The following is a 24,340-nucleotide window of genomic DNA, read 5'->3' as shown; positions in this document are numbered from 1 at the left end:
AAAACCGCTCATATGAGCGGTTTTTTTATTAACAGAACCTTAAACTTCCATAACAGTTTGGAGCAAAGGTTTGATTTTTAAGTTGTAGATCTTTTAATGGAAAATTTACATTGGTATTCGGCAAATGAACATTTCCAACACCAAGTTTGTCACCAAACAGACAATCAAGTGCATTACAAGATGGAGGATTTCGACTGATATAATCACTGATTGGTCCAACCACTTGTTTTAACACATCATTTGTAATATCAATACGCTTCTCAGGTGTAACATCTCCAATATTGATCGAATCATTAAATGCCATCCACCAACCTTGCTGTGCAGCAACATCAGCATTTGGCCACCAGATCTCACTATTTTGAACAGAGAGTGAGAATGGATTGTTTACAGGGATTTTATGAATTAAACCTAGATTTTGATCTACCGTAATGTTGGCTTTTAAGCCCGTAATGTTACCACTGACCTCTTTTTGCAAATTCAGCAATCCTACCCCTAGCACTTGGATATTGGCCTTGAGATCACCACCAAAATTCAACTGATTAATATTGGCAACACCTGTCAGCTGTGCAGAACTCATTCGAGTACCAGAGACCGTAGTGCCATTGATTTGAATTGGTGCTGTCGTTTCTTGTAATGCTAGATTATAACTATCCGATTTAAAATCGAGTGTCAGAGTAGGTGCAATAATACAAATCACACAAATTCTTGCATTCACTTTTCCATTAATGGTTTGACCAGTATCGGCATAAGTCATACTTCGAGCATTAGTATAGCCCATACCCTGAGTGGGATTAATTTTTAAATAACCACTGAGTGAGTTAATACCATTCGGTTTGTCAGAGTTTTCATCACCAAGCGTCAGTAAACCTAATACTTTTTCAGCACTGAGACGCAAACCCACAACTTCTCGAGTTGATGCAGATGTTGGATTTTTTACCGCAAACTCTAAAAATGGATTGGTTAGCTTGGCTGAAGAACCCGCACGACCCTCTCTAGTGTCTGACATACCACTCAAACTCAGATTTTCGATATCAATATCACATCCACCTGCTCCATTAATACCACCACAGCCAAGTTGTAAATGCTTAATATTTGCATTGAGTTCTATATCTGCTTCCATTCCAAGCTTATAAAAGCCAACGCCTTTACCTCGCATATTGTTTGCCCCGTCATTGGGATCAATATAACTCATACTTAATAAAGCTTGACCGTTTGTCGCAGATAACTCTTCATCAGTCATCATTTTTAAATCATTCTGAATGTTATTAGCAGTTGCAGACAAAGGAATCAACACTAAGCAAGATGTTGATAAAATCAATTTGATAGAAACAAGTAAACTCTTCAACATTAGAGTCTCCGTATTATTTTTATTCAGGCTTAATCCATAAGCAACAGCATTACTATCTATAAATTACTGAAAAAAATAAAGAGGCACAAAAACTTGCTAAATGGGTTGAAATATAGAAATTATAAAAAAATTGAATATTTTTTAGTGACTTACATCACATTCCACAACATTAAAGCGTGATGTAAATAATCATTTATCCGATGAAATGCAAACTAAAAATTCACGCACATCACTTATTTAACAGAATTTTAAACTTCCATAACAGTTTGGGGCAAAGGATTGATTTTTTAACTGTAAGTTTACCAAATCCATATTCACTCTTGAATTTGTTAATGGAACCTCACCTAATCTAAAATTACCTGCTAAACAACTTGTTGCTAAAAAACCACATTCGATTGGATTAGCCTGTAAATAATTACTAATTAGCGGTACAACTTGTTTAATCACTGCATCTGTCACAACCACTTTTTGACTCGGAGTAACATTACCTATATCAATTGGGTCCTCGATTGAAAGCCACCAACCTGTCTGAGCAGCAACACTCGCTCCAGTCCAATGTATATCTTGTTTTTGCATCGATAGAGAAAATGGATTGCTCAAAGGTAAGCGGTGAATATATCCAAGGTTCTCTGAAACTTTAACATCTACATTTAGGTTTGAAACATTACCCGTAATGTCACCAGATAGTGGTATAGGCACAAGCCCCCAGAGTTTAGCACTTGCAGAAATTTTCCCTGACAATGCAATGTTATCTATTCTAGCAACACCTGTTAAATAAACATTTGACATTCTGTTACCACTAATAGTTTGGCCATTAATTTTTAAAGAGCCGCTTCCCTCAGCTAAATTTAAAGCATAATCATTAGACGTAAAGTCTGCACTTACGAAACCTGTTGTACTCTTTGCTTTTCCGTAAACTAATTCTCCAAGATTGTTAAAATTTACACCAGAACGAGCTGCTGTTGTCGCAGTTCCAACAGCGTCCTTAATCTTCAGATAGCCACTTAAACTATTGATACCATTTGGTTTTTCAGAGTTCTCACTACCAAGGGTTAATAATCCTAGTACTTTTTCTGCACTTAAACGAACACCAACCATTTCACGTGTGGAAGCTGAATCTGGGTTTTTTATAGCAAACTCTAAAAATGGATTGGTTAGTTGGGCACTTGATTGGACGCGTCCTTCACGAGTTTCTGCAACCCCTGACAAACTTAAGTTATCGATATCAATATCACAACCGTTTGCACCATTTACTCCACCGCATCCAAGTTGCAATCTTTTGATGTTAGCATTTAAATCTAATTGGGCTTCCATTCCCATTTTATAAAATCCAATATTTTGACCAGAATTCTTATTGACGGAATCTGCAGGTGAAATATAGCTTAAGCTCATGAGTGCTTTACCTTCAACATGTGAAAGTTCAGCGTCAGTCAGTTCTTGCATTGGAGCAGCATACGCTAATGTTATTGAAGTCAATCCATAGATGACAGGAATACAAAAAATTCTTGATTTCGCTAATCCTATTAAGATCATCATTGTCTCCACAATTTTTTATTTTTATGTCTTGTCTAACAAAAAGACAATGTAATATTCACTATTATATAAATTTTTACTATCAAATTGTGATTGATCTAACATTTTTTGTATTTGAATAATTCATATTTCAAAAAAAATGGTCTAGTAATGAATCACTTATATCAACTTAGCAACTTGTAAATTAATGTATTTTTATTTAAATCTTTCATTTAAATAAACAACAGATCGAAGTGATTAAATAAAATCTCAAACATAAGTAAAGATGATGAGCTTTAAGAAAGTCATCACTTAAATACCCAAACGATCTGATTGAAACTAAATAAATTCTGTTCACTCCATGAAGACAAATGTCGCCATACGTCCAGTTTTGGAATTACGGCGATGAGAATAATATGTTTGATCCTCCGTGTAGCTACATCGCTCACCTCCAAGAACCTGTTCCACCCCTAAACTTTTCAATATATGGCGAGCAATCGCATACAGATCTGCGTAATACTTACCCTCTAGATCTCCCTTTTGAAATGCTGAGCTCAATTCTGGAAGCCTATCGCAGAATGTGTGCATTACTTCTTCACCCACTTCAAAGCATGGCTGACTAATTGCCGCACCTAACCACGCCCAAGAGGGTTGAGTGCTCATGGCATTGACTGTATTTTCAATAATGCCATTTGCCAATCCTCGCCAACCTGCATGCAAATTAGCGACTTCAGTACCATCTTTGTTACCGAGAACCACCGGTAAACAATCTGCCGTCATCATCATTAATGCATGTTGTTTTTGCTGTGTCACTAAACCATCGCCATTTAGGGCGTGTAAGCTCATGTCATCATTTACAACGTGACAGATTGTACTGTGCGTTTGGTTCATCCAAGTTAATCGATTCACCCCATAGACTGAAAAGTCATTTAACAAGCTCATTCTATGCCGATGAACACGTTCTGGTTGATCATTTACATGCAACGCCAAGTTAAAACCTTCTAAATCAGTCTGTGGTGTTTTCAGTGCGTGAGGGTGACTCAATTCTGTTTGTCCTACCACGACACCTTTGGGCAAACCTTGCACAATTTGCATGTAAACTTTCCTTTAATTTAGTAAGCCTTATTTTCCGTACGAAGAGTCTCAAGTAATGCTGTGAAATCTTCAGGCCATGGTGCTTCAAACATCATTTCTTCACCTGTCCGTGGATGTATTAACCCCAATTTTGATGCATGAAGCGCTTGACGTCTAAACTCTCGTAAATGAGTAGCAAGTTTTTCCGAAGCACCCGCAGGTACTTTGACACGACTGACATAAACTGGATCACCGACCAAAGGGAAACCAATATAAGTGAAATGCACACGAATCTGATGAGTACGTCCAGTTTCTAATTGTGCTTGAACACGTGTGAAATTTTGGAATCTTTCTTTCACATTATAGTGAGTCACGGCATCACGACCACCTGGTAAGATCGCCATTTTTACACGATCTACAGGATGACGTTTAATCGGCTCATCAATTTTACCGCCTGCAATAATATTGCCATAACAAATTAAATCATAAATTCGATAAACTGATTTTTTCGCTAACTGTTTACTTAAGGAAAATTGAGCTTCTAAATTTTTAGCTACAACCAAGAGACCACTAGTATCTTTATCGATACGGTGTACTAGACCAGCTCGAGATAATTCTGCTGATTTAGGAAAATGATATAAAAGTGCATTAACCAAAGTACCATTCGGGTTTCCTGCGCCAGGATGTACAACCATCCCCACTGGCTTGTTAATGACTAAGATGTCATCATCTTCATAAATAATATCTAAAGGGATATTTTCAGGTTGGCTGGTGACTTGGGCTTCAAGCTCTACATCAAGCGTGAGTAGCTCATTCCCTTCACTTTTATATTTTGGTTTCACAACTTGACCATTTACCAACAAATGACCATCCTTCAACCATTGTTTCAATTTTTCACGCGAAAATTCGTTCCAAGCGAGTGCTGCAACTTGATCTATTCGCTGACCAAGAGAACTCTCATCCACTTGAAATTGCAACGATAAACGTGTTGCAGTTGGGGCTGAAGTATGGTTATCTGCATCCTCAGAATCTTCAAGTAAATTGATGTCGATTTCTGGGAAATTAGAATTAGAAGTTTGTGCTGAAGTCATTTGCTCATTCGGACAAAAGTGGTTTAATAGTGCAATTGTAGCCTATTGCCCGTATAAACAGAGGAATTTTTATGTCGCTACCACGTTATAAAGTTACAATGCTTGCTTTATCGCTAGGCTTAGCAGCAACATTTGTGGGCTGTAGCAGTAATCCCAAGAAGGATGTTGTGGATACTGGACCTAAATCAACCGAACAATCTTATTTCGATAAAGCACAAAAAGCATTAGATCGTGGTCAATATAGCGATGCAGCACAATCATTAGAAGCAATTGAAACTTATTACCCTACAGGTCAATATACTCAACAAGCTCAACTCGATCTTTTATATGCTCGTTTTCAACAAAAAGACTATGAAGCTGTTATTGCTCTAGCAGACCGTTTTATTCGGTTAAACCCTCAACATCCTAATGTTGATTATGCTTACTATGTTCGTGGTGTGGCGAATATGGAGCAAAACTATGATGGTCTCATCCGCTACACATCACTCCAACAGGCTCATCGTGATGTCAGCTATTTGAAAGTTGCATATCAAAATTTTGTTGATTTCATTCGTCGTTTCCCAAGTAGTCAGTATGCTGTAGATGCTGCTCAGCGCATGAAGTTTATTGGTCAAGAACTTGCTGAAAGTGAAATGAATGCGGCTCGCTTTAACTTAAAGCGTAAAGCTTGGCTTGCAGCAGTTGAGCGTGGACAATGGGTTGTGGAACATTTCCCTCAAACACCTCAAGTACCAGAAGCGCTTGCAACGATTGCTTACGGATACGATAAACTCGGTGACAAGGCAACATCTCAACAATACGTTGAAGTGCTAAAGCTAAACTACCCTCATCTTGTGAAGTCTAATGGTGAGGTCGATTTACGCGCAGCACGTAAAGATGGAAGTTGGTTAAATCGTGCAACCTTAGGTATTTTAGGTCGTGAAGCACGCAGTCAAACAACAGCAGAAGTATCAGCAGAGCAATCTGACAACACCAATACACAACCCAGTTTATTGAATCGCTTAAGCTTTGGCTTGCTTGGTAATAAAGATCACAATGTGGAAAGTGCGCCAGCAAATGAAAGTATGTACGACCCACAGCGTCAATAATCCATTCTTATGAATCAAAAAAGGTGGGATTACCCACCTTTTTTATTGCATGGCTTTATTTATCGTCTTAAGTGTTTAGGATAGACTTAATTCAATCACTTTATTCCTCATTCTTTTGGCTTTTTAATTATGGCAATTCCACAACATACGATTGATCAAATTTTAGATCGAACTGACATCGTCGATCTTATTGGCCAACGTGTGAAATTAAAAAAGTCAGGTCGTACCTATTCAGGCTGTTGTCCTTTTCATCAAGAGAAAACACCTTCTTTTCACGTCTACCGTGATAAGCAATATTTCCACTGTTTCGGTTGCCAAGCCAATGGAAATGCAATTCGCTTTATGATGGATATTGATAATCGCAATTTCATCGAGGTGATTAAAGACCTGGCAAGCCAAACCGGTATCGAATTACCTAAAGACAATCAAGACAATAAAAAACTCTCATACAAGAGAGAACCTATTAAACCTTACCAAGAAAAGCAACCGCAGGCACCCATTGAAGCAGATGCAGCAGAAATCATTTCTCCGCCTACTTCAGCTTTTGATGTAGATCCTTTTGAAGCATTTCAAAACTATGAATTCGATGAGTATCAATTTAATACAGATGACTTGAATTCAATTGAGGTCGCACCTGAAGGTAATTTATACGATCTTCTTGAAAATGTTGCTTTATTTTATGAAAAACAACTTCCAAATAGCCAAATTGCGCAACAGTATTTTCAGCGACGCGGACTAAGTGATACCACGATTAAGTATTGGCGATTAGGTTATGCCCCAGAAGATTGGCAACATCTTGAAAAAGCATTTCCGCAAGATATTGAAGGATTAAAACTACTCGGTTTGATCAGAACCAGTGATTCTGGTCGTGATTTTGATCTACTACGAGAACGTGTCATTTTTCCTATACGTGATGCAAAAGGTCGCGTTGTCGGATTTGGTGGACGAGCATTAAATGACGAGATCAAACCCAAATACATCAACTCTCCAGACTCTGAAGTTTTCCATAAAAACCAACTACTCTATGGCTTATATGAAGGTCGTAAGCTCAAAGCCAATCATTGGTTAATGGTTGAAGGTTACATGGATGTCATCGCATTACAGCAAGCTGGCATTCCTGGCGCAGTTGCCACCTTGGGGACGGCGAGCAATGCTGATCACTTGAATCTATTATTTAAACAAAACAATCAGTTAACTATTGCTTTTGATGGTGATTTGGCTGGTCAAAAAGCTGCTCGACGCACTTTAGAAATTGCACTTCCCCTCTTAAATGATGGTCGTGAACTGAAATTTTTTATTCTACCTGCGGAGCATGATCCTGACTCATTAGTTCGTAAGGACGGTGTTGAAACTTTCAATCGACTTTGGCAACAATCACCACTCTTATCAGAGTTTGCTTTTTCACTTCTCAGTCAACAATATCAAATCAATACACCTGAAGGTAAAAGTCAGGTCATGGCTGAGCTAAATCAACTCACCAATCTGATGCCTAAGCAAGGTTCGTATCGCTATTTGATTCGTCAATATTTCAAAGAAAAATTAGGATTCAATAAAAAGTGGCAGCCTCAAGTGAGTCTTGACGCTTCATTATCATTTAATATTCGCACACGAGATGAAGATTTCGCAGTGGCAATGTTAATGTACCATCCTTTTCTTTATATTCATTTTGAAGTATTACGCGCAGTGATTCCTGAAGATGAATTGCTTGCAAAAGTATTAAAAATTTTTAATGTCATTTTTGATGATCTGCCAGATGACCAAGAGTTGGCGAGTTATTATATTTTGGGTGCATGTAGCCCATTTCATCATGAACTCTCTGAGATTTTAAAACGTACTAATATTCAAACACTCACTGAAGCCCCTGAAATGGCTGATAAACTTGCCTCAGAATACTCACTTTCACTCCAAGAAAAATATCTGAGAATCAAATTTAAAGCAGCAAAATCATTAAATGAGTCTAAAAACTTAAGACAACAACTGAATGAGCTAACCAAAAAAATTGGACTACGCTTACTACATGAATAAATAAAAGCGGTCAGTGACCGCTTTTATTTTTTTAGTTTTCGCTGAGCACTAAAAATATCTTCTAAATGTTCTTTAATCGTTTCATAGACATCAGGATTTTCATCTTTAGCGACTTCTCTGAGTAAGATGGATGTAGGATGTAATAGCTTTTGCGTCAAACGATGCGCCATTTCCTGCATGACAATGGCTGCATTATCGCCAGAGGCTAAACGATCTAATGCATGCTCTAATTCAAATGCTTTAACTTTATCTCCATGAGCACGATACTCACTAATTGTCGCTCCAGCTTGTGAAACTTTCTGCTGAGTCACCAATTGTGTTGCTAGTTGATTGACCATCACTTCAGCTTCAACAGCGGCTTGGCGTCGCTGCGCTAAGTTTTCATCAATAACACCTTGAAGATCGTCCACCCCATAAAGGTAAACACCATCCAAACTTTCAGCCTTAGATTCAATATCGCGAGGAACAGCCAAATCCACCATCAACATTTGACGGTAACGACGTTTTTTGAGTGCTGACTTAACATCTTGATAGGAAATGACCTGATGTAAACTTCCTGTACAACTTGAAATCACATCAGCGCGATGTAAATTTTGAGCTAAATCAACAAAAGGAATAATTTCTACCGCAACACGATGTGATATTTCTTGCGCTAAAAGTTCCGCCCGTTCCTGACCACGGTTACAAATTAAAATTTTAGCAACGCCCATTTCAGCTAAGTGCTTTGCAACCAAGCTATTCATTTCACCTGCTGCAACCACCATAACGGTTAATTGTTCAGGCTTACTAAAAACTTGTAGTGCTAACTGTGCTACCGCATACCCCATGGATACAGCATGACTGCCGACCGCTGTTTCTGAACGCACTTTCTTAGCAGCATAAAATGCATATTCAAAAATACGATTTAAATTTTGTGAAACAACTTCAGACTCTTTTGCTAAATTAAGTGCAGACTTCACTTGCCCCATAATCTGAGGCTCTCCAAGCATGAGTGAATCTAATCCTGATGCAACACGCATCAAATGTGTCACAGCATCTGTATTTTCATAACGGTAAATATGATTTTGTAATTGTTTTACATCAATGCCATTTTTTTGAGCGAGCCAATCTAATACCATCTCCGCATTATCAGCGATGGCGTAGACTTCAGTACGATTACAGGTTGACACCACAACCATATCGTTCAGCTGGTCATGGTGACTTTGTTCAGCCAACAATAGTTTTAACTTTTCAGGGTTAAAAGCAACTTGCTCTCGTAATTCAACTGAGGCTGTTTGATGGTTGACACCCAATGCAAAGAAAGACATATCAGATCATCAATTGGCTAAATTTATGCTATTGTGCAATAACGGTGTCATAAAAAGCAGTACTTGGATAAAAAAATTGCGTCAAACAATGAGCCGCACAACCGGCATGACAATTCGACAGTATTCTACCACACTCTTGTTAGTGAGTAGCATGACTTACAGTGCTCATATTAGAGCATCTGGAGAATTTTACCATGCCAATTTAAATCATAAAGTTTTACAACAGGCTATGGTTGCAGAATTTGCTTTAGCTGCACATGACACACCGACTGCTTTACACAACTATACCGTACTTGCAATCCAAACCAGTTCAACAGCTTTAAAACAACGTGCACTTAACGTCGCACTCGAACAAAACGACTTACAAGCCGCTTTAGATATTGCAACCCATTGGGTCGTGCAAGAACCCAAAGATGTACCTGCAAAATTCTATCTTGCGCATATCGCATTAAAGTCACACGAATATGAACTTGCTGCTGATGTGCTCGATGATATTTTAAATTTAGATCCTGAATCAGATTTAGAACAAATTCTTGAAGGAATTTCTCCGGAATCCCCTGAGGATCGAGCATATTTATTAAACACTTTGCGTAATAGTAAAACGCGTAACAATCCTTCAATTCTCGTTTTGATTGCGAGTTTACAAGCACAAAATAATGAAATCGAAAATGCCTTAATTACTTTAAATAAAGCATTAAAAAAACGCCCCAAATCAACAGGGTTTATCTTACTGAAAGCAAACTTACTCATGGCTTTAGGCGACGAAGAAGAGACGCTAAAATGGTTTGAAAAAAGTGCTCGTAAAAATCGTAATAATTTAGAGCTCAGTCTGGCTGAAATCCGCTACTTAATTAAACTGAATAAAAATGAACAGGCGTTAAGCAAATTAAAACGCATCATAAAAAAATGGCCTGATTCGGAAGAAGCTCTTTTTATCGCAGGTCTAACATCAATTGATCTCAAAGAATATGAGCTTGCTGAACAGTATTTGGTCGAACTACGTGCATCTGGACAGTATCAAAATGATGCTTATTTTTATTTGGCATTAAATGCTGAACGAAAACAACATTTTGAAACAGCTAAAGCTTATTATCGACTTGTAGATGGTAATTTATATATGGTTTCTAGACGAAATCTAATTTCAATCTATGACAAACAAAATCGCTTAAGTGATGCGCTGCGCTTTCTGACTCAGGAACGGGTGAATTACCCCCAACATGCGAGTTTCTTATATCAAGCACAAGCTGAAATACTCAAAAAAATGGGCAATAACAAAGCTGCCTTGGGCTTACTCAAAGAAGCGGCTAAAAACTTAACTGATGACCCTGAAATTTTATATTCTCAAGTCTTATTACTTGATCCATTTACGGATCGCGATCAATTAGATGAATTGCTTAAAAAATTACTCACGATCGAACCCAATAGTCCAACATATCTGAATGCGTATGCATATACTCTGGCGTTGCAAAATCGTCGTTTAGATGAGGCGAGACAATATGCCGAACAAGCTTTAGACAATGCCCCAGAACAAGCATCTATCTTAGATACCTTAGGCTATATCTGCTTTCTTCAAAACGATTTTGACACTTCCACCCGTGTACTTGCGAAAGCATATCAACTCAGCCAAAGTCCAAATATCGGCATTCGATATGCTAAATCGCTTTATATGCTGGGTTCACTGGAAGAATTTAGCCAAGTGTTACATCAACTCCATAAAAATCATCCAAATCATCCTCAATTGGATCAACTCGATAGTTTATTGTTGCCACAAAATATCAAAAAGAGTTAATACTGTATGATCTTAAATTTAAAATCATTATTGCTGATTGCCACAAGTAGTGCGCTTCTTGGGTTAACTGGCTGTCAAGCAATTCAAACTCAACCATCACCGCCAACAACGCAAAACCTTGAACAATCAAATCAATTTAATCTTCAGGGTAAAATTGGCGTCAAGACCCCCAAGCAATCAGGCAGTGCTTTTTTTACTTGGCAACAGCAAGATGAACAGTTTGATATCGAGTTAAGCGGAATTCTTGGAGTCGGTAAAACTCAAATCTCAGGTCAACCTGGTCAAGTGACACTGAACAGTGCCAAAACTGGTGAAATTACAGCCAACTCACCTGAAGAGTTATTGTTTCGTGCAACAGGTTGGGAAGCACCAATTACTTATTTAGTCGATTGGGTACAAGCTAAGCAAGCGACTGAAGAAGCTGAAATTCAAAAAGACGAATCGATGCGAATCAGTGAAATTAAAGAACAAGGTTGGCATATTCAATTATCTTACAACGGTCAATCTACACAACCAAACCGTTTGATTTTAAAGCAACAACTTGAAGATGGAACTGAAAATCGTATTACAATGGTAATTCAAAATCGTTAAGTTTGATTATTTATGATTCGTGTACCCTCCCCTGCAAAACTGAATTTGTTTTTACACATTACGGGGCGCCGTGAAAATGGTTACCATGAGTTGCAAACTATTTTTCAGTTGATAGATCTTTGTGATTGGATGGAATTTACTCCAATCTCTAACCAATCTATCTCCATTTCAGGCCTATCAGAAGTAAGTCTTGAACAAAATTTGATTTATCGTGCAATGATGATGCTGAAACCCTATGCCAAAAGTGAAAAATTAGGCATTCATGTCAACATCGAAAAAAATATACCGATGGGTGCAGGACTCGGTGGTGGCTCTTCAAATGCGGCTACCGCGTTATTAATCATGAATCAACTTTGGCAATGTGGCTTAAATCGTGATCAATTAGCAGAAATTGGTGTACAACTGGGTGCTGATGTTCCCATCTTCATCCATGGTCGTAATGCATGGGCAGAAGGTATTGGTGAACACTTAACATTCATAGACTTAGATCAAAAACAATACATTGTGTTAAAACCTGACTGTTTTATCAGCACTCAACTGCTTTTTTCACAAAAATCGTTGACAAGAGACACGAAGACCTCTAAATTTTGCGCCTATCAGATAAAGCCATCTGATTTCAGAAATAACTTTGAACCTCTGGCAAGAAGTCTATATGCTGAAGTCGATGAAGCAATGCAATATTTAGATCAGTTCGGTGTTGCAAAACTTACAGGTACAGGTGCTTGTGTTTTTACTGAAGTAACGACTGAAATGAACATTGATGACATTCTTGCTCATTCACCTTGTAAAGCTTACTTAGTGAATAGTTTAGAACAATCACCATTGAATCAAATCATCGTTTAAATGATAGGGGCGTCGCCAAGTGGTAAGGCAGCGGGTTTTGATCTCGCCATCCGTTGGTTCGAATCCAGCCGCCCCTGCCAATTTAGTTCAAAAAGACAGAACATTGGTATCATGAGTTGAGTCAAACAATCTTGACAAACCCATATAAAACCATTAAAGTTCTGCCGCATTAGGGGCGTCGCCAAGTGGTAAGGCAGCGGGTTTTGATCTCGCCATCCGTTGGTTCGAATCCAGCCGCCCCTGCCATCTCATTCTATACATTTCAACCGCCAAGGGTGCTTCATGCCCAATCTTGTCGTTTTTAGTGGAACTGCGCATCCACAATTCGCCCAAAAAGTCGTTAGCCACTTGCATATCCCTCTAGGTGCTGCATCTGTAGGTCAATTCTCTGATGGTGAAATCGCTGTCGAAATCACTGAGAATGTCCGTGGTAAAGACGTATTCATCGTTCAGCCTACTTGTGCTCCAACTAATGATAACCTTATGGAAATCTTAGTAATGGCAGATGCATTGCGTCGTGCAAGTGCTGGTCGTATCACTGCTGTGATTCCTTATTTCGGTTATGCTCGCCAAGACCGTCGTCCTCGTTCTTCACGTGTTCCAATTACTGCAAAAGTAGTAGCAGATATGCTAACAACTGTAGGTATTGACCGTGTTGTGATGATCGATCTTCATGCTGACCAAATTCAAGGTTTCTTCGACATCCCTGTAGACAACATTTACGGTACGCCAGCGCTTTTAGCTGACTTACGTCAACAGTCTCATGACAACCTTATGGTTGTTTCGCCAGACGTTGGTGGTGTTGTTCGTGCTCGTGCTGTTGCGAAACAAATGGGCGATATCGATTTAGCTATCATCGACAAACGTCGTCAAAAAGCAAATGAATCACAAGTGATGCATTTGATTGGTGATGTTAAAGATCGCGACTGTGTGATCGTTGATGACATGGTTGATACAGCTGGTACTTTATGTAAAGCCGCTGATGCATTGAAGACTTTTGGTGCGCGTCGTGTCGTAGCATATGCTACTCACCCTGTTTTATCTGGTAAAGCGATCGAGAATTTGAAAAACTCTGTTATCGACGAACTTGTTGTGACAGATACAATTCCGCTTTCAGAAGAAGCTTTAGCTCTTGGTAAGATTCGCCAAGTTTCAGTTGCGAGTATGGTTGCTGAAACAATTCGTCGTATTAACAACGAAGAATCTATTAGCGCAATGTTTGATTCTTATCTATAATAGAGCGCTAAAATTTTAAAGCCCTGCCTTTTGGTAGGGCTTTCTATCACTAGATCGGTCGCAGATCTAGTTCACTTAACTTAAATAGGATGTCTCTCATGGCAAACTTCGTATTAAATGCAGTAGCACGTGAAGAAGCAGTACAAGGGAAAGGTGCGAGCCGCCGCCTTCGTCTTCAATCTAAAGTTCCTGCTATCATCTATGGTGGTGATGCTGCACCTGTAGCAATTACACTTGAGCTTCGTCAGCTTGTTAAATACTTAGAAGACAACGCTTTCTTTGAAGAAGTAATTGAAATTGATGTTGATGGTAAAGTTGAAAGCGTTAAAATCCAAGCTTTACAACGTCACCCAGCTAAAAACACTCCAATGCACGCTGACTTCAAACGCGCATAAGTGTTGATGGTGTAAATTAGTGTCTCATATTTCACTGATTGTTGGTTTGGGCAACCCTGGTAAAGAGTATGCTCAAACCCGCCATAATGCAGGCTTCTGGTATGTAGAACGTCTTGCAGAACAATATGGCATAACACTTAAAAATGACCCTAAGTTTAATGGATTAAGTGGTCGCGGTAATGTAGAAGGACAAGATGTTCGACTTTTATTACCTTCAACCTTTATGAACCGTTCTGGTCAAAGTGTTGTACCCTTCGCAAAATTCTACCAAATCTCTCCAGAAGCAATGCTTATTGCTCACGATGAACTTGATATGGATCCAGGTATCATTCGCCTCAAAACGGGTGGTGGTCATGGTGGTCATAACGGTTTACGTGACATTGTTCCTCATACTGGCCCTAACTTCCATCGTTTACGTATTGGAATTGGACACCCTGGATCAAAAGACCGTGTATCAGGTCATGTTCTAGGTAAAGCACCCTCAAGTGAACAAACGCTCATTGACGATGCAATTCATCACGCACTAAGTCGTACAAAATTATTAGTGAATGGTGAAATTCAGCAGGCAATGAATCAAATAAATGCCTACAAGCCGTAGTTGATAAATTTAATTTTTGTTCAACAATTTTTCTTGCCACGATGAAAATTTGAGGGCAAAATGCGCTTTCAAATGCTTCACCCAAATTAAAAAACTGTTGTTTCTAGATAATAAAACAATCTTAGAACAACTCAGGAGACGCTTCCCATGCTATCTCGTTTATTAAAAGCTAAAATCCACCGTGCAGTTGTAACACAAGCTGAACTTCATTATGAAGGTTCATGTGCAATTGATGGTGTATTACTAGATTTAGCTGGTATTCGTGAATATGAAGAAATTCATATTTGGAATGTAACTAATGGCAAGCGTTTTACAACTTACGCAATCCGTGGTGAAGAAAACTCAGGCATTATTTCTGTAAATGGTGGTGCTGCTCACCAAGCAGATTTAGGTGACATTATTATTATCGCGACTTTCGGTGATTTTACTGTTGCAGAAGCTGATGCACATAAACCACGTTTGGTTTATGCAAATCCAGATAACACTGTGAATCACACAGCAAACTGTATTCCTGTCCAAGTTGCTTAATGATTGACTAAAAACTCGCTTACTTGAGCGAGTTTTTTTATAACAAATTATCATAGAATTACTCTTCATCCACCAACTGCAAGCTCTGGCTAATCCCATCTGCTCTTAACCAAGCTAATTCATAACTGGCATTCGCCAACGCAAGAACCCGACGTTCAAACTCAGTCCAGATCGGTTTAACATGTGGAGCTGAAATACCTAAACCACTCTGCTCTGCTAAATGCTTGTTTTTTTCGCAAATTTTAAGCGCATGATATAATTTTCGGCCTTTTGAAGCATTCTCCAATACTCGGATTCTTTTTGATTCAATGAATTTTTCCACCTCAGAAAGTTGAGCATGAGGAAGCATTGGAACCAAAATTTGATCCAGTTGTTGATCTAAACGCTTCCAAATACTCAGTCGTTGTTCTTCATTATAAGTATTCCATTGAATCACTTCATGATTAAAACGTCGACAACCACGACATACCGCGTCACCAAACACTGTTGAACAACGTCCCGCACATGGTGTTAATGATGGGATTCGACGCGCTGTATTCAAAATATTTTCCTCATATAAAACCATAAATTTTCTATGGCTTTCTCGCATATTTTCAAAAATCGCGTTAGAATACGCGCCTGATTTTATCCCTATATTAATACATTTGGAGTACTCCATGAACGCTACTGTAGAACAGCTTGCACCTGTAGAACAGCAAGCGACCACTGGTTGGGTTGTTGCGGCACTTTATCAATTTAAAGAGGTTGAAGATTCTCTAGCACTTCAACAAAAATTACTTGAGTTGGTAAAAACCATCAACCTATGCGGTACTCTTATTGTTGCCCATGAAGGGATTAACGGAACAGTTGCAGGTGACCGTCATGCAATTGATGTCATTCATCAATTCCTTTTAAATGAAGGATTTAATGATATGGAATATAAAGAGTCACACAGTGACGAAAAACCATTCCGTAAAATGAAAATCAAACATAAAAAAGAAATCGTGACTTTAGGTGTTCCAGTGAAGCCACGCGACTTAGTTGGTCACTATCTAGACCCTAAAGAATGGAACGAACTCATTGCACGTGATGACGTGATCTTAGTCGATACAAGAAATGATTACGAATACAAAGCAGGCACATTCAAAGGGGCAATTGATCCAAAAACTGAAACGTTCCGCGAATTCCCTGAATATGTAAAAAACAATCTTGAACAGCATAAAGATAAAAAGATTGCCATGTTTTGTACAGGCGGGATTCGTTGTGAAAAATCAACTTCACTACTTCTTCAAGAAGGCTTTAAAGAGGTATATCACCTCAAAGGTGGTATTCTTAAATATTTAGAAGAAACCCCTCCTGAAGAAAGTTTATGGGAAGGTGAATGCTTTGTTTTTGATGGTCGTACTGCGGTTACACACGGAGTGGAAGAAGGTCAAAATGTGAAGTGCCATGCTTGTGGTTGGCCATTAACCCCTGAAGAAGTAGCATTACCAAGTTACGAACATGGCGTATCATGTCTTTATTGTATCGATAAAACAACAGAAAAGCAGAAAGAAGGATTCCGTATGCGCCAGTCTCAGATTATTGCGGCAAAACGTAAACGCCTATAAATAAAAAATATTTTATTTAACTTACAAAAGCGTTGTCTACATTACAGTGTAGATGACGCTTTTTACATTGAACAAACAAAATTTCAATTCTGCTATATCACCATTACAAAGTTATTTTAGAACAACACAAAACACATGAAGTCATTCAGATAAATTTAATACGAAGGAAATAAATTTAGCTCAAGGATGAAAGTCATGAATCGAGTGCCATTCAAATATCTTCCTGTTCGACGGAATTTTGCTCACCATAATCATTTAGATCGTGTATCAGCTGTACCGACACATTTAACATTTACATATATCGATTCACATAATTCTGGTGTTAAATTGCATATACGTAACCAATCCCATTATTTTATCGTAACGTTAGGTGCTTGTATCGGCGCAATTATTGCTTTAGCAATCGGTTTTCAGATGAGAGATTCAACGAGTCTTATCTTCATCATCAGCATAGCTCCCCTTCTCGTCAGCTATATCCTACGAGAAGTCTATGTTCATACACTTATACAAATTCAACACCCTGAATTAATGCATTAACTTAATTTCACTGTATTTTTTCTTAAAAACCTCTAGCATAGGTTTAACTTTAAAATACAAATCACTTATGAAAGATTGGATCATTTCAGTGATGGAGCAATTGGGCTATTTCGGCATTGCTCTATTGATGTTTCTCGATAATGTTTTTCCACCTATACCCTCAGAGATTATTATGCCTTCAGCTGGCTATACCGCTTCTCAGGGTCAATTACTTTTGATCGGTGTCATTATTTCAGGAAGTATAGGTTCGCTCTTAGCTGCCGCTACGCTGTATTGGTTAGGACGTAAGATCTCTGATCAAAAGCTCTATGCGTTCGTTGAGAAATATGGCAAGTATTTATTTATTAAAGTAGCTGATGTTGATAAATCATTAGAATGGTTTGAAAGATATGGACATCGAATCGTTTTTTTTGGACGTATGGTTCCAGCAGTACGATCTCTGATTAGCATACCTGCAGGCATGAGCAAAATGCCTTTTGCAAAGTTTATGTTTTATAGTGGTTTAGGCACGGTTATATGGACCACATTTTTAGCATATGTGGGTTATTATTTTGGAAATAATACTAAAATGATGCACAAAATATTTAGCCAAGTAAGCTATCTAATTATTGCTATTGTGATCAGCATAATCATTTGGATTGTGTACCGCAGACAAAAAAGAAAGAACTCAAAATAAAAAAAGCACCTTACGGTGCTTTTTAATTAGTTCGGCGTATGATACATCAAATATAATTCATTCAAGTTATCTGGAATTTCTTCTGCAAGCTCATCCATCAATTGACCGTTACGGCGGAAAGACTCCATTTGAGGATCTTCTTCGTCAACACCACTGAATACCATAATTGGCAGAGTGAGATCAACTAATTGCTCTTCAAACTCAGGTGTGAACCATGCATCTTCATTTAAGAACATTGCATCGACAAAGCCTACACTCCAATCCCCAAGGCTTGACTCTACATCTGCTTCTTCAATTTCAAAAGGAAATTCAATACCTTCTTCATTGGCAAGTTTTTGACGTAAATCTTCTAACCAAAGTTTAATTTGAGCTACGATCTCTGCAGGCACTTTCTTTTGATTATTGTCAAATAACTCATCCAACCAACGATCAAATTTAGGACCTACAGCTGTCGCACACAAAAAACCATGAGTTGCAGCAAAATCTAGACCATGCTCATTTTGGTCGCCATCTAAGTAGTCACTTAACAAGTCTAAATCTAATGCACTCATTGTATTTCCAAAAGTTGTATCTTAATTCCGTAGAATAACATTTTAGATCAGGATACCCAATCTAATTTAGTCTTCATCATCGTCGAAATCATCATCGTCAAAATCATATTCAAGATCTTTCAATTCACGATCTAAACGACGCTGTGCAAGTAAGTCATCAATCAAGCGACGCTTTTCTAATGATTCTTTGGCGCTAATTTTGCTCGTAGTTTCATCAAAACTAACATCATCATCACCGTAGTTATCATCTAGTTCAAAATCTGTAGAAGACACTAAAACTACCTCATGTGTGAAAAAATGAATGGGGCTAGGCGCTATTTATCTTTGTTCAGAATACTTGTCAAGTTTTATTTTATTTTTCGCTGATATTTATACAAATTTTAGTTTTTTTTGGACAAAAAAATATGTCATTATTTAATCAAGGATCAGAGCCTTATTGCTGGTTTAAAATAAAAAGCATGATGTGCTTGAAATCAACAATTTTGACCCAATATTGACTTAAACAACTTAATTCATTGGTTTTCAAAACCAATTATACTGAGTTAATACGATACTAAAGATAAGTTAATTGTGCTAGAATGCACGGTTTTTCCCCGCCACAGATTCAACGAGAAGAGAGCAAAGATGAGCGATATGCATTCCCCTACTTCACAAGTAGCGGCTCTGATTAGCCGAGGCAAAGAACAAGGTTACTTAACCTACGCTGAGGTTAACGATCATCTCCCAGACTCGATCACTGAAAGCGAACAGATTGAAGATATCATCCAGATGCTTCAAGACGTCGGTATTCCTGTACACGAACGTGCGCCAGAATCTGACGATGCAATGTTTGATGGTAGTAGCGCAGAAACGACTGACGAAGTTGCTGAAGAAGAAGCAGCTGCAGTTTTAGCATCTGTAGAAAATGAGCCTGGTCGTACAACTGACCCTGTTCGTATGTATATGCGAGAAATGGGAACAGTTGAACTGTTGACTCGTGAAGGCGAAATTCAGATTGCAAAACGTATCGAAGAAGGTATTCGTGACGTTTTAAACTCAATTGCTTATTGGCCAAATGCGGTTGAAGTTGTATTACAAGAATATAAAGATTACGAAACTGGCGAGCGTCGTTTAGCCGATATCCTTTCAGGCTATTTAGATCCAGAGTCTGATGAAGAAATTCCAGAAGTTTTAGAAGAAGTTGATGCTGATCTTGAAGAAGAAACAGAGACTAAACCAACTAAAGATGTAAAACTTGATGACGATGATGAAGAAGAGTCTGAAAGTGATGATGATTCTGAGGGTGATTCAGGTCCAGACCCTGAAATCGCAAAAGTGCGTTTTGCAGAGCTAGAAGCTGCGTGGAATGCGACTAAAGATGCGATCGCAAAACATGGTCGTAACAGTAAAGAAGGTAAAGCAGCTCTTGAGTCGCTCGCAACCGTCTTTATGATGTTTAAGTTCACACCACGTTTGTTTGACATCATTTCTGAAATGATTCGTGGCACGCATGAACAAATTCGTACAGCAGAACGTGAAGTAATGCGCTACGCAGTTCGTCGTGGTCGTATGGATCGTACTCAATTCCGTACAACGTTCCCTGGTCAAGAATCAAATCCAGCTTGGTTAGATGAGCAAATTGCTAAAGCCACTGCTGACCAAAAACCATACTTAGAGAAAGTACGCCCTGACGTTCTTGCTTTCCAACAAAAAATCGCTGATATCGAAAAAGATCTCGACCTTACTGTACGTGAAATTAAAGATATTTCTAAACGTATGGCGATTGGTGAAGCAAAAGCACGTCGTGCTAAAAAAGAAATGGTTGAGGCGAACTTACGTTTGGTAATCTCCATCGCGAAAAAATATACCAACCGTGGTTTACAGTTCCTCGATCTGATTCAGGAAGGTAACATTGGCTTGATGAAAGCCGTAGATAAGTTTGAATACCGTCGTGGTTATAAGTTCTCGACTTATGCAACTTGGTGGATTCGTCAGGCGATTACACGTTCAATTGCTGACCAAGCACGCACAATTCGTATTCCTGTGCATATGATTGAAACCATTAACAAGATCAACCGCGTATCTCGTCAATTACTTCAAGAAATGGGACGTGAACCTACACCTGAAGAGTTAGGTGAACGCCTCGAAATGGACGAAGTCAAAGTTCGTAAAGTGCTTAAGATCGCTAAAGAACCAATTTCGATGGAAACACCGATCGGTGATGATGAAGACTCACATCTTGGTGACTTCATTGAAGATGGTAACATCACTTCACCAGTTGATGCTGCAACTTCAGAAGGCTTGAAAGAAGCAACACGTGAGGTACTTGAAAACCTCACTGAACGTGAAGCTAAAGTCTTGAAGATGCGTTTTGGTATTGATATGCCGACGGACCACACGTTGGAAGAAGTTGGTAAACAGTTTGATGTAACACGCGAACGTATTCGACAGATCGAAGCAAAAGCGTTACGTAAATTACGTCATCCATCGCGTTCTGAACATTTACGCTCGTTCCTTGAGAATGACTAATCTATCCATAGGATAATACAGGCTTGAATATGGGGGACACTCCCCCATAATATAAAGCATGTAGCAAATAATTCTAAATACCTGCGCCTAGCAGGTATTTTTACTAATGAGGTGTCCTATGACTGACATGATCGATCGCACTCCATCACGCGAACTACAAGAACATCTTTGGGTGTTTCCGATGGATTATCCAATTAAATTGATTGGTCTTGCAGGTGAGGATTTACGCAAAGCCGTGAATGACATTTTTGTTAAACATTTCCCTGATTTTGATGGGAATGCAATGACAGTGACACCATCGCGTACAGGCAAGTATCATTCAATTACTGCGCAACTTCGTTTTGAAGAGCTTGAGCAAGTACATCAAGTATATGCAGACTTGGCTGCTTGCCCTTTAATTAAAACTGCACTTTAATAAAAAAACACGCTTCATGCGTGTTTTTTTATGTTTGTTAATTATTCATCAAGTATGTGCCTAGGTCACACTTAATTCAACAATATTGTCTATAATAAAACTCATTTTTGAATGTGAGCCTTAACCTCCGTGGATGTCAAAACCAAACCTCAATTGATTATTCGTCACTATACCCAAACCACTTCTTATGAAGATCGCTTCCAAGAAATGAAGCTGATGACAGAACAGCGTGACGAACAAACAGCAGATGAATTTTGGATTTTGCAGCACAATTCTGTGCTTACCCAAGGACAAGCTGGCAAACCAGAACATATATTAGTGCCTAGCCATATCCCAGTTGTTCAAACTGATCGTGGTGGACAAGTCACTTGGCATGGTCCAGGACAATTAGTTGCATATTTTATGTTTGATTTAAATCGATTAGGCTGGAATGTCCGTACTTTAGTCAGCTATGCAGAAAATGTCATGATCGATTTATTAAAAAAATACGGTATCGAAGCTTATGCTAAACCAGATGCACCTGGTGTTTATGTTGATGGTAGAAAAATTGGATCTCTGGGCTTTAAAATCCGAAAAGGTCGCAGTTATCATGGACTCTCACTTAATATAGATTGTGACCTGGAAGGCTTCCAAACTATTAATCCATGTGGTTATGCAGGTCTTGAAATGGTCAGAATCTCTGATTTGATAAATCCCTACCCAAGTTTTGATATGTTAGTTCAAGACCTCATTGCCTATCTAAAAAAAAGTGACCTGTTCAGTCAAATTATCGTGAATGATCATTAAAACTCCTTTACTTTGTCATTAGATAATTTTAGAGTATTTACTCTAAATTATAAAACTATGTGATAAGGGACAAGTGAGTGATTTCTATTAACTCTGTAAAGCCCGCGCTAGAACAAGCTTATGTCAAACTCATGCTTGACGTGATTGGCAGAGGCTTAGCGATGGCAAGTCAAGTCGATGAAGAAATAAAACAGGAAATTGCTAAATTTCCTGTCGGCTTCACGATTTCAATGGACGTTTTCAACAGTGATGCAGCATTTATTGCACAAGTGAATCCACAACATCAACTTGTCTTAATCGACCATGCATCAAAAAAACCTGATTTAACGATTACCTTTAAACATATGCATCATGCTTTTTTGGTATTTTCTTTCCAAGAAAGTACTGCACAAGCATTTGCAAATGACCGTATGATTGCTGATGGCGATTTAGGTCATGCAATACGTTTAGTGCGTTGTCTGAATAAAATGGAAGCCCTTATTCTTCCAAAATTAGTCGCTGAACTTGCAGTCAAAGAATATCCGGTCAATCTGTCATTAAAAGAAAAATTGACAGGTGCAGCAAATATTTATCTCAAAGTAGCTCAGTCATATATTAAAGGGAGTGCTTAAGCATGGCTAAACCATATTATGAATTTTTTTGTCCAGTTAAAGTGATTGCTGGTAATGCTGCGCTTGAACACATTCCATTTGAGCTAGATTCAATGGGTTCAAAAAAACCACTCATCATCACAGACAAAGGCGTACGTGCCAATGGTCTACTTGAACCAGTGGAAGCTGCTTTTGCAGCGACAGAAGTAAAAATTGGCTCAATTTTTGATGAAGTTCCACCGGACTCAAGTTTAGAAACAGTAAAAGCCGTGACTGAGATGTATCGTAACAATCAATGCGATGCCATCATTGCAATTGGGGGTGGTTCAGTCATCGACACAGCAAAAGCTGCCAATATTCTCGTCTCCGAAGGAGGCGATGATCTGCTGAAATATTCAGGGGCTCACAACCTACCTCGCCCATTAAAGCCTTTTTTTGTTATCCCAACAACATCAGGTACAGGCTCTGAAGTCACGATGGTTGCTGTGGTTTCAGATACAGCGAATAATCAAAAAATGGCATTTGCTTCAAAATATTTAATGCCTAGTGCTGCAATTTTAGATCCACGTATGACTTTAACATTACCTCCACACCTGACAGCAATGACAGGAATGGATGCAATGACACATGCTGTTGAGGCCTATACGTGTTTGGCAGCGAATCCTATCAGTGATGCTTACGCTACTGCTGCAATTAAAAAAATTAGTGAAAACTTGTTTAAAGTTTTGGAAAATCCAAAAGATGCTGATGCCCGTTTAGAACTTGCTCAAGCATCAACCATGGCTGGAATTGCATTCTCAAATGCAATGGTCGGTATTGTTCACTCCCTTGGACACGCTCTAGGTGCAGTTGCTCACTTACCACATGGTTTGTGCATGAACTTATTCCTCCCTTATGTGCTCGATTACAACAAGGATGTGAATGGGGATAAGATTGCTGATCTGTTACTACCGCTTGCAGGTACTGATATCTATGCACAGACACCAGCAAATCAACGTGCAGATAAAGCTATTGCGATTATCAACACAATGCGTGATCGCATTTATGATTTAACTAAACTGCCACGTACATTACGTGAGACAGGCAAAGTTACGCAATCTCAATTAGATGAAGTTGCCGAAAAAGCGTTAAATGACGGATCTATCATTTTCAACCCTAAAGAAGCGACATTAAAAGATTTGAAATCTATCTTAGAAAAAGCTTGGTAAATTTCTCAAAATAAGTAAAGATACGCTTAAAACTAGCCTGATGTTTTTTTAGACA

Annotated in this window: 25 protein-coding genes and 2 tRNA genes; 19 read left to right on the top strand and 8 right to left on the bottom strand. The window is 38.6% G+C overall.

Going from position 1 to position 24,340, the window contains the following annotated elements; translation table 11 throughout:
- Positions 1-28: 28 nt before the first annotated feature.
- From AC1M9M_RS05850 to rluD, 4 genes are all read right to left on the bottom strand, one after another.
- A complete protein-coding gene (locus AC1M9M_RS05850) occupies positions 29-1,348 on the bottom strand; it encodes a hypothetical protein (protein WP_481595849.1) in 1,320 nt (439 codons plus the stop codon).
- A 237-nt stretch (positions 1,349-1,585) separates the two neighbouring features.
- Positions 1,586-2,881, bottom strand: coding sequence for a hypothetical protein (locus tag AC1M9M_RS05845; protein WP_481595848.1), 1,296 nt, complete (start codon positions 2,879-2,881; stop codon positions 1,586-1,588).
- Between the two features lie 333 nt (positions 2,882-3,214).
- Entirely contained in the window at positions 3,215-3,955 is a 741-nt protein-coding gene (pgeF, locus tag AC1M9M_RS05840; RefSeq protein WP_481595847.1) for a peptidoglycan editing factor PgeF, read from the bottom strand.
- Positions 3,956-3,972: 17 nt separating this feature from the next.
- Entirely contained in the window at positions 3,973-5,025 is a 1,053-nt protein-coding gene (gene rluD, locus AC1M9M_RS05835) for a 23S rRNA pseudouridine(1911/1915/1917) synthase RluD (RefSeq protein ID WP_180027949.1), read from the bottom strand.
- 71 nt (positions 5,026-5,096) lie between these two features.
- Between rluD and AC1M9M_RS05830 the strand changes: the two genes are divergently transcribed.
- Complete coding sequence (locus AC1M9M_RS05830) at positions 5,097-6,113, top strand: outer membrane protein assembly factor BamD (protein ID WP_180027950.1); 1,017 nt, start codon at positions 5,097-5,099, stop codon at positions 6,111-6,113.
- A 129-nt stretch (positions 6,114-6,242) separates the two neighbouring features.
- Positions 6,243-8,138 (top strand): DNA primase, encoded by a 1,896-nt coding sequence (locus AC1M9M_RS05825; RefSeq protein WP_481595846.1) that lies wholly within the window; start codon positions 6,243-6,245, stop codon positions 8,136-8,138.
- A gap of 23 nt (positions 8,139-8,161) precedes the next feature.
- Here the strand turns inward: AC1M9M_RS05825 and hemA are convergent, their stop codons facing one another.
- The gene (hemA, locus tag AC1M9M_RS05820; RefSeq protein WP_481595845.1) at positions 8,162-9,445 is read right to left on the bottom strand and encodes a glutamyl-tRNA reductase; all 1,284 of its coding nucleotides are present in this window, start codon (positions 9,443-9,445) and stop codon (positions 8,162-8,164) included.
- Positions 9,446-9,521: 76 nt separating this feature from the next.
- Between hemA and AC1M9M_RS05815 the strand changes: the two genes are divergently transcribed.
- The 9 genes from AC1M9M_RS05815 (at position 9,522) to panD (ending at position 15,425) form a co-directional block, all read left to right on the top strand.
- Positions 9,522-11,234, top strand: a complete 1,713-nt coding sequence (locus tag AC1M9M_RS05815; RefSeq protein WP_481595844.1) for a tetratricopeptide repeat protein — start codon at positions 9,522-9,524, stop codon at positions 11,232-11,234.
- Between the two features lie 6 nt (positions 11,235-11,240).
- The gene (gene lolB, locus AC1M9M_RS05810) at positions 11,241-11,825 is read left to right on the top strand and encodes a lipoprotein insertase outer membrane protein LolB (protein WP_092766842.1); all 585 of its coding nucleotides are present in this window, start codon (positions 11,241-11,243) and stop codon (positions 11,823-11,825) included.
- Between the two features lie 12 nt (positions 11,826-11,837).
- Positions 11,838-12,668 carry a 4-(cytidine 5'-diphospho)-2-C-methyl-D-erythritol kinase gene (ispE, locus tag AC1M9M_RS05805; protein ID WP_035269285.1) on the top strand — a complete coding sequence of 277 codons (831 nt, stop codon included), beginning with the start codon at positions 11,838-11,840 and terminating at the stop codon, positions 12,666-12,668.
- 5 nt (positions 12,669-12,673) lie between these two features.
- Positions 12,674-12,748, top strand: a tRNA-Gln gene (locus tag AC1M9M_RS05800).
- 91 nt (positions 12,749-12,839) lie between these two features.
- Positions 12,840-12,914: transfer RNA gene (locus tag AC1M9M_RS05795), tRNA-Gln, on the top strand.
- A gap of 36 nt (positions 12,915-12,950) precedes the next feature.
- On the top strand, positions 12,951-13,904 hold the full coding sequence (locus tag AC1M9M_RS05790) for a ribose-phosphate pyrophosphokinase (protein ID WP_035269283.1): 954 nt from the start codon (positions 12,951-12,953) through the stop codon (positions 13,902-13,904).
- A 98-nt stretch (positions 13,905-14,002) separates the two neighbouring features.
- Entirely contained in the window at positions 14,003-14,299 is a 297-nt protein-coding gene (gene rplY / locus AC1M9M_RS05785; RefSeq protein ID WP_035269282.1) for a 50S ribosomal protein L25, read from the top strand.
- 19 nt (positions 14,300-14,318) lie between these two features.
- Positions 14,319-14,897, top strand: coding sequence for an aminoacyl-tRNA hydrolase (gene pth / locus AC1M9M_RS05780; protein WP_035269278.1), 579 nt, complete (start codon positions 14,319-14,321; stop codon positions 14,895-14,897).
- A 147-nt stretch (positions 14,898-15,044) separates the two neighbouring features.
- Complete coding sequence (panD, locus tag AC1M9M_RS05775) at positions 15,045-15,425, top strand: aspartate 1-decarboxylase (RefSeq protein WP_035269276.1); 381 nt, start codon at positions 15,045-15,047, stop codon at positions 15,423-15,425.
- Positions 15,426-15,483: 58 nt separating this feature from the next.
- On the opposite strand, the gene AC1M9M_RS05770 is transcribed toward panD, so the two are convergent.
- Positions 15,484-15,990: a DUF1289 domain-containing protein gene (locus tag AC1M9M_RS05770; RefSeq protein WP_171076814.1), complete on the bottom strand. Its 507-nt coding sequence runs from the start codon at positions 15,988-15,990 to the stop codon at positions 15,484-15,486.
- Between the two features lie 91 nt (positions 15,991-16,081).
- Here AC1M9M_RS05770 and trhO point away from each other — a divergent pair, with 91 nt between their 5' ends.
- From trhO to AC1M9M_RS05755, 3 genes are all read left to right on the top strand, one after another.
- Positions 16,082-17,014: an oxygen-dependent tRNA uridine(34) hydroxylase TrhO gene (trhO, locus tag AC1M9M_RS05765; protein ID WP_481586490.1), complete on the top strand. Its 933-nt coding sequence runs from the start codon at positions 16,082-16,084 to the stop codon at positions 17,012-17,014.
- A gap of 195 nt (positions 17,015-17,209) precedes the next feature.
- A complete protein-coding gene (locus AC1M9M_RS05760) occupies positions 17,210-17,551 on the top strand; it encodes a hypothetical protein (RefSeq protein WP_481595843.1) in 342 nt (113 codons plus the stop codon).
- 67 nt (positions 17,552-17,618) lie between these two features.
- Positions 17,619-18,227 (top strand): DedA family protein, encoded by a 609-nt coding sequence (locus AC1M9M_RS05755; RefSeq protein WP_481595842.1) that lies wholly within the window; start codon positions 17,619-17,621, stop codon positions 18,225-18,227.
- 26 nt (positions 18,228-18,253) lie between these two features.
- On the opposite strand, the gene AC1M9M_RS05750 is transcribed toward AC1M9M_RS05755, so the two are convergent.
- Together AC1M9M_RS05750 and AC1M9M_RS05745 are read right to left on the bottom strand one after the other, a co-directional pair.
- Complete coding sequence (locus AC1M9M_RS05750) at positions 18,254-18,778, bottom strand: YecA/YgfB family protein (RefSeq protein WP_481595841.1); 525 nt, start codon at positions 18,776-18,778, stop codon at positions 18,254-18,256.
- A gap of 66 nt (positions 18,779-18,844) precedes the next feature.
- The gene (locus AC1M9M_RS05745) at positions 18,845-19,051 is read right to left on the bottom strand and encodes a PA3496 family putative envelope integrity protein (protein ID WP_092766845.1); all 207 of its coding nucleotides are present in this window, start codon (positions 19,049-19,051) and stop codon (positions 18,845-18,847) included.
- A gap of 297 nt (positions 19,052-19,348) precedes the next feature.
- On the opposite strand from AC1M9M_RS05745, the gene rpoD reads away from it, so the two are divergent.
- From rpoD to AC1M9M_RS05720, 5 genes are all read left to right on the top strand, one after another.
- Positions 19,349-21,286, top strand: coding sequence for an RNA polymerase sigma factor RpoD (rpoD, locus tag AC1M9M_RS05740; protein ID WP_228133303.1), 1,938 nt, complete (start codon positions 19,349-19,351; stop codon positions 21,284-21,286).
- Between the two features lie 127 nt (positions 21,287-21,413).
- Positions 21,414-21,701: a YbeD family protein gene (locus tag AC1M9M_RS05735; RefSeq protein ID WP_035270687.1), complete on the top strand. Its 288-nt coding sequence runs from the start codon at positions 21,414-21,416 to the stop codon at positions 21,699-21,701.
- 129 nt (positions 21,702-21,830) lie between these two features.
- Positions 21,831-22,487, top strand: a complete 657-nt coding sequence (gene lipB / locus AC1M9M_RS05730; protein WP_035267889.1) for a lipoyl(octanoyl) transferase LipB — start codon at positions 21,831-21,833, stop codon at positions 22,485-22,487.
- A gap of 77 nt (positions 22,488-22,564) precedes the next feature.
- Positions 22,565-23,098, top strand: a complete 534-nt coding sequence (locus AC1M9M_RS05725) for a hypothetical protein (protein ID WP_035267888.1) — start codon at positions 22,565-22,567, stop codon at positions 23,096-23,098.
- A 2-nt stretch (positions 23,099-23,100) separates the two neighbouring features.
- Positions 23,101-24,285 carry an iron-containing alcohol dehydrogenase gene (locus AC1M9M_RS05720; RefSeq protein WP_481591777.1) on the top strand — a complete coding sequence of 395 codons (1,185 nt, stop codon included), beginning with the start codon at positions 23,101-23,103 and terminating at the stop codon, positions 24,283-24,285.
- The last annotated feature ends 55 nt before the right edge of the window (positions 24,286-24,340 follow it).

The sequence above is a fragment of the Acinetobacter sp. ANC_7503 genome, from assembly GCF_056780035.1.
This window is presented reverse-complemented; position numbering and strand designations above follow the sequence as displayed.